Source organism: Paraburkholderia sp. (genome assembly GCF_034668105.1).
Classification (GTDB): Bacteria; Pseudomonadota; Gammaproteobacteria; order Burkholderiales; family Burkholderiaceae; genus Paraburkholderia.
Map to the genome: position 1 here is coordinate 1 of NZ_JAXDPY010000191.1, position 5264 is coordinate 5264.

General features: G+C 63.1%; 4 protein-coding genes. All 4 read right to left on the reverse strand.

From position 1 onward, the window contains the following. Window positions 1-196: 196 nt before the first annotated feature. Complete coding sequence (locus QOC89_RS09025; RefSeq protein ID WP_323044707.1) at window positions 197-1333, reverse strand: porin; 1137 nt, start codon at window positions 1331-1333, stop codon at window positions 197-199. 210 nt (window positions 1334-1543) lie between these two features. Then, window positions 1544-2962, reverse strand: a complete 1419-nt coding sequence (locus QOC89_RS09030; protein ID WP_416340380.1) for an MFS transporter — start codon at window positions 2960-2962, stop codon at window positions 1544-1546. A 230-nt stretch (window positions 2963-3192) separates the two neighbouring features. Continuing rightward, complete coding sequence (locus QOC89_RS09035; RefSeq protein ID WP_323044708.1) at window positions 3193-4644, reverse strand: aldehyde dehydrogenase; 1452 nt, start codon at window positions 4642-4644, stop codon at window positions 3193-3195. Window positions 4645-4699: 55 nt separating this feature from the next. After that, the coding region (locus QOC89_RS09040) for a thiamine pyrophosphate-dependent enzyme (protein WP_323044709.1) at window positions 4700-5264 on the reverse strand (565 nt) is incomplete at its 5' end.

The window sequence follows — 5264 nt, forward strand, 5'->3', positions numbered from 1 at the left end:
CTCGGGCGAACTATGTCGGGCCGCCGATCATTGGCGAGGGCAAGCGCGAAGACGATTAGCGGTTTCGGCTCAGCGCTGCGTCCAGCGTGGGGAATACTGCCGAAGGAGTCCGCCGGGTAAATGAAGCCGCCTTTTGAGGCGGCCTTTTTACGCTCTGCAAAAACCTGTACGGCCATTGCCGAAGACGCCGTTCTCCTCAGAACGAATGCCGAATGCCGGCCATCATCCCCAGTTGCCCGATACCCGGCGCGGGCGTCGTGCCTCCACCGCCCTGGCTCACCGTATAAGCGGCATGCGCGCTGTTGAACAGATAGGCGCCTTGCAGATAAACCGCGGAACGCTTCGACAGCAGGTACGTGGTGCGTAACGCGGCGATCGTGCCGCGCGTATCGTCGGCGCGATTGATGATGCGATACACGCCGCCGTCCAGAATAAATGCGGGCGTGACGTTATACGCCGCCGTGACGTAGTAAAGATTCGAGCGCACGTCCGGCAATGCGGGGGAGACCGTTTCGACGTGACGCCCAAGCCAGCCCGCCCCGAGTTTGACCGGCCCGATGTGTCCATAGCCGTTCAACTGCATCCGCACGTCCTTGTCACCCGATTCGGTCAGCGCAAAAGGCGCCGTGCCGTCGTACAGATTGGCGGCCGCGCCCGGGCCGCCGCGTTGTTCGTCGTAAGCGCCGGCCACACCGTAACCGTTCATGTCATAGCGCAACATCGTCGACCATTCGCGGCAACTCTGCGAACTGCCCGGAATCGACCCCACACAGGTGCCCTGCCCCGGCGAATTGCCGGTACCCGCTGAATCGCGGCCGAAGGAATAAGTCGCACCGAACGTGAACCCCGAGAACGTGCCTTTATACACAATCGTATTGTCGCTGCGCGCGCTCGGCATGTACTGATCGAACGACCCTGTGCCGCCGTAAATGTCAGGCCCGAGCAGATCGGAATCGAGAATCGCCCAATACGTCATCGTGTACTGGCGCCCGAACGTCAACGTGCCGTACGGACTCTCGAGACCTACGTACGCTTGCCGTCCAAACAGCCGGCCACCCTGATTGAGCGTGCCGCCCTTGGTGTTAAAGCCGCTTTCCAGGACGAAAACCGTGGACAACCCACCGCCCAATTCTTCCTTACCGCGAATGCCCCAGCGCGACGGAAATTCGCCGGTAATACCCGGCATGCGCACGACGCTATTGCCTGCCGCGTTTGCATGCGTCACCAGTTCAATGCCGGTATCGATAATCCCGTACAACGTCACACTGCTCTGTGCGAACGACGAAGCGCTGATACCCAGCAACATACTGCCTAAAGCGAGTTTGTATTTCATTTTTCTCCATGTCTCCGTGGTAGGTGCTTTGCGTGAGCGCGCAACCATCCGAACGCGACTCATACGAGGCGTTTTTATGTAGCGATACTAATGACCGACGTGACGATACCGACCGCTATTCAAGCCGTCCGATACGTTAAAGAAAGACTTTCACCGACTGCGACGATCCGCGCATCGCGCCCCGTCGCCGTGTTCAGAACACCGCGTGCGCTAAGCGCCCGACTTCGGAATATGGCGTTTGACCACCATCAGCGCGACCATCACGATGAGCATCGCGATGCCGAGCATCCACAGGTACGACGATGCGCCACCGGCCGTAATCACCACGGCCCCGGCAAACGCGCTGGCGATCGCGCCGAGCCGGCCGAACGCGAGCGCCGATGCGGTACCGGTTGCGCGCACACGGGTCGGATAGACGTAAGCACACAGCGCAAACATGGTCGACTGGACAGCGTTGACGAACATCCCATGTACGCCGAGACCGAAGATCAGCAAACCGGTGTGATCGGAGATGTTCACGCCCAGCAGCAGCAACGCGCTCGCCGCGCCACCCGCGCTGCACAGAATCAACGGCCAACGCGAGCCGGTGCGAGCAATCACCACGGCGCACAGCAGCGCGCCCACCACGCCGCCAAGGTTGTACGCGGTGAGTCCCGCGCCGGCAACCGAGACCGACAAACCTTGCGTGCTCAGCATGGTCGGCAGCCAGCTGAAAGCACTGTAGACCGCCAGCAGGCATAGGCAGAACGCGCACCAGATCGCCAGCGTATCGAGCGCCAGCCCGTTGCGGAACAGCGCGGTAAAGCCGGTATGCTTTTCGACGGCCTGTTCGCGCATGTCGGTAAATACGCAGCCGCTTGGCACCACACGCGACATCCGGCCAAGCAGGCGTTTGAGTTCCGGCCAGCGCTGCGGCTGCCGGGCGAGGAAACGCGGCGACTCGGGCAGCGTGAAAAGCAGCAACACAGCAAGCGCCAATGGCAGCACGCCGCCGATCAGAAACAAGCCGCGCCATCCATACGTCGGCAGAATTTCATGCGCGAACAGACCCGCCACCATGCCGCCGAGCGGCACGCAGACGATCGTCGCGGTGACGGCCAACGTGCGGCGGCGAGCCGGTGTGAATTCCGCGGTCATGGTGGTCGAGCTCGGCAACGCGCCGCCGATGCCGAGGCCGGCGATAAAGCGCAGCAGCGCAATCGTCACAATATCGGGTGCGAAGGCGATGCCGCAGGTGGCGGCGCCGAACACCAGCACGCTGCCGATCACCGCCCAGCGACGGCCGAAGCGATCGGCCAGCAATCCAGCGCACGCGCTGCCGATGCCCATGCCGATCAAGCCGGCTGCGACCACCGGCGCAAACGCCGCGCGCGAGACGCCCCACTCCTTGATCAACACGGGAATCGCAAAGCCGATCAGTTGACTATCGAAGCCGTCCAACACGATCGACAACGCCGCGAGAAACACCACGATCTTCTGCATGGTGGTGTAAGGACCTTCGTCGAGCGTGCGGCCGATGTCGACGGCATGGCGTCCTTCCTCGACCTCTGCGCGATAGCCGGCGAGCGGCGCGCCGGCCTCACCGGCGGCCGCACTCGCCGATCCGGCCGGCGGTACATAACTGGTCATGAAGCTGTCTCCAGAGTTGTGTGCGCGATTCTTCCCGCCGCGCTTTTGTTGTCACGGTTTTTAATCAGTATGTGAGCGAGCGTCCGGCTTCTGGCATTGCCGTTTCGCGCAAAAGCCATGACATTTTAGGTATGGCTTTTAACGACGCTCGTCTTGCTGCGGTGATCTGGCGCGCGGCGTATTGCAGCGATCTACAGCGATACACGTCGGCCAATGCGGCACTTTGCGCTTCAGAAAGGATAATGACGTGGTGTGGTTTGCACGGTAATCCAGCGCAGATCCGTGAATTCAGCGATGCCCGCCTGCCCGCCAAAACGGCCAAAGCCGCTGCCCTTCACGCCGCCGAACGGCATTTGCGCTTCGTCGTGAACGGTCGGTCCATTGACATGGCAGATGCCCGATTCGATACGCCTCGCGACATTCATCGCGCGCGCCACGTCACGGCTGAACACCGCCGACGAAAGCCCATATTCGTTGTCGTTCGCACACGCCACGGCTTCATCTTCACCGTTGACGCGCACGATGCCCTTCACGGGCCCGAACGATTCATCGGCATAGAGGCGCATGGCGGGCGTGACGTGATCGAGCAGCGTGGCGGGCATCAAGGTGCTGTCCGCTTTGCCGCCGCAGACGAGCGTGGCGCCTTTCGCCAGCGCGTCGTCGATCAATGCATTGCAGCGTTCCACCGTGCTCATATCGACGACCGATCCCAGTACCACCGGTCCCTTGCGCGGGTCGCCGAGCGGCAGGCCGCGCGCTTTCTGCGCGAGCTTCGCAACGAACGTATCCGCGATCCTTTCATCGACGATGATCCGTTCCGTCGACATGCAAATCTGCCCCGAGTTGGCGAACGCGCCGAATGCGGCGGCATTGACGGCGGCGTCCAGATCCGCGTCGTCGAGCACGATCAGCGGCGCTTTTCCGCCGAGCTCCAGCACCGACGGTTTCAGATAGCGCGCACAGGTGGCCGCGATGATCTTGCCGACATGCGTGGAACCGGTGAAATTGACGCGCCGGACTTTCGGATGCGCGATCAGCGCTTCGACCACCGTGCCCGCATCGGCCGGTGCGTTGGTGATGAAGTTCACCACGCCCTTCGGCAAGCCGGCTTCCTGCAAGACTTCGATAATCAGGCCGTGCGTGCCGGGGCAGATTTCCGAACCCTTCAGCACGACCGTGTTTCCGCAGGCGAGCGGCAACGCAATCGCACGCACCGCGAGGATCACCGGCGCGTTCCAGGGGGCGATGCCGAGTACGACGCCGGCCGGCTGACGCACGCCCATCGCGAGACTGCCGGGCACGTCGGAAGGAATCAGCTCGCCGCCGATCTGCGTGGTGAGCGCCGCCGCCTCCATCAAACCGCCGGCGGCCAGGTGCACGTTGAAACCCGCCCACATCGCCGATGCGCCCGTCTCCGCCGCCATCACCGCGGCGAAGGCTTCACTGCGCGCTTCCAGCGCATGCGCGGCCTTCATCAGCAGCGCGCGGCGCTCGCTCGGCCCCATCGCGGACCATGCCGGGAACGCTGCTGCCGCGGCGTCGGCGGCGGCGATCGCGTCGGCGACCGTCGCTGCGGGGGCGCGCGTCGCGACTTCGCCATCCAGCGGATTGCGGCGCTCGAAAGTGGCACCGTTGCTTGCTTGCACCGCTGCGCCGTTGATCAACATTGAGATGCTTTGCATCGGGTTTGTCTCCTGCGGAAAGTTTGATGAATGCGGGCGAGAACTGAGCTCGCGCTCACGCCACGATGACTTCGACCAGCATCGGTCCGGACGACGCCAGCGCGTCGCGCAGAACGTCATGCAAACGTTCGGCGTCGCTCACGCGCGCGCCCGGGCAACCCATGCCCGCTGCGAGCGCCACAAAATCGAGTCCAGGCAGATCGGTTCCTTGCACAGGATCGGCCGGACCAAAACCGAACTCCGGCGCAAAGTCCTGCAGCGCGGCATAGCGGGAATTGTTCAGGATCACGAATGTGATCGGCAGTTTCATCTGCACGGCGCTATAGAGGGCCTGAATCGAATACATGCTGGAACCGTCGCCGATCACGCCGATCACACGTGTGCCGGGTTTCGCCAACGCCACGCCGACGGCAGCCGGCATGCCATAGCCGAGACCGCCGCTATCCATCGTGTAGAAGGTGCCGCTGCGCGTGAACGGCAGCATGTTCTGCATCACCGGCCGGGAACTCGGCGCCTCCTCGACCACGATATCGTCCGCATGGCGCACGTCGGCAAGGGTCTGCAACGCGAACGCCACCGACATCAGTGCGGACGGTTCCGCGCGCGGACAGGCAACGCGC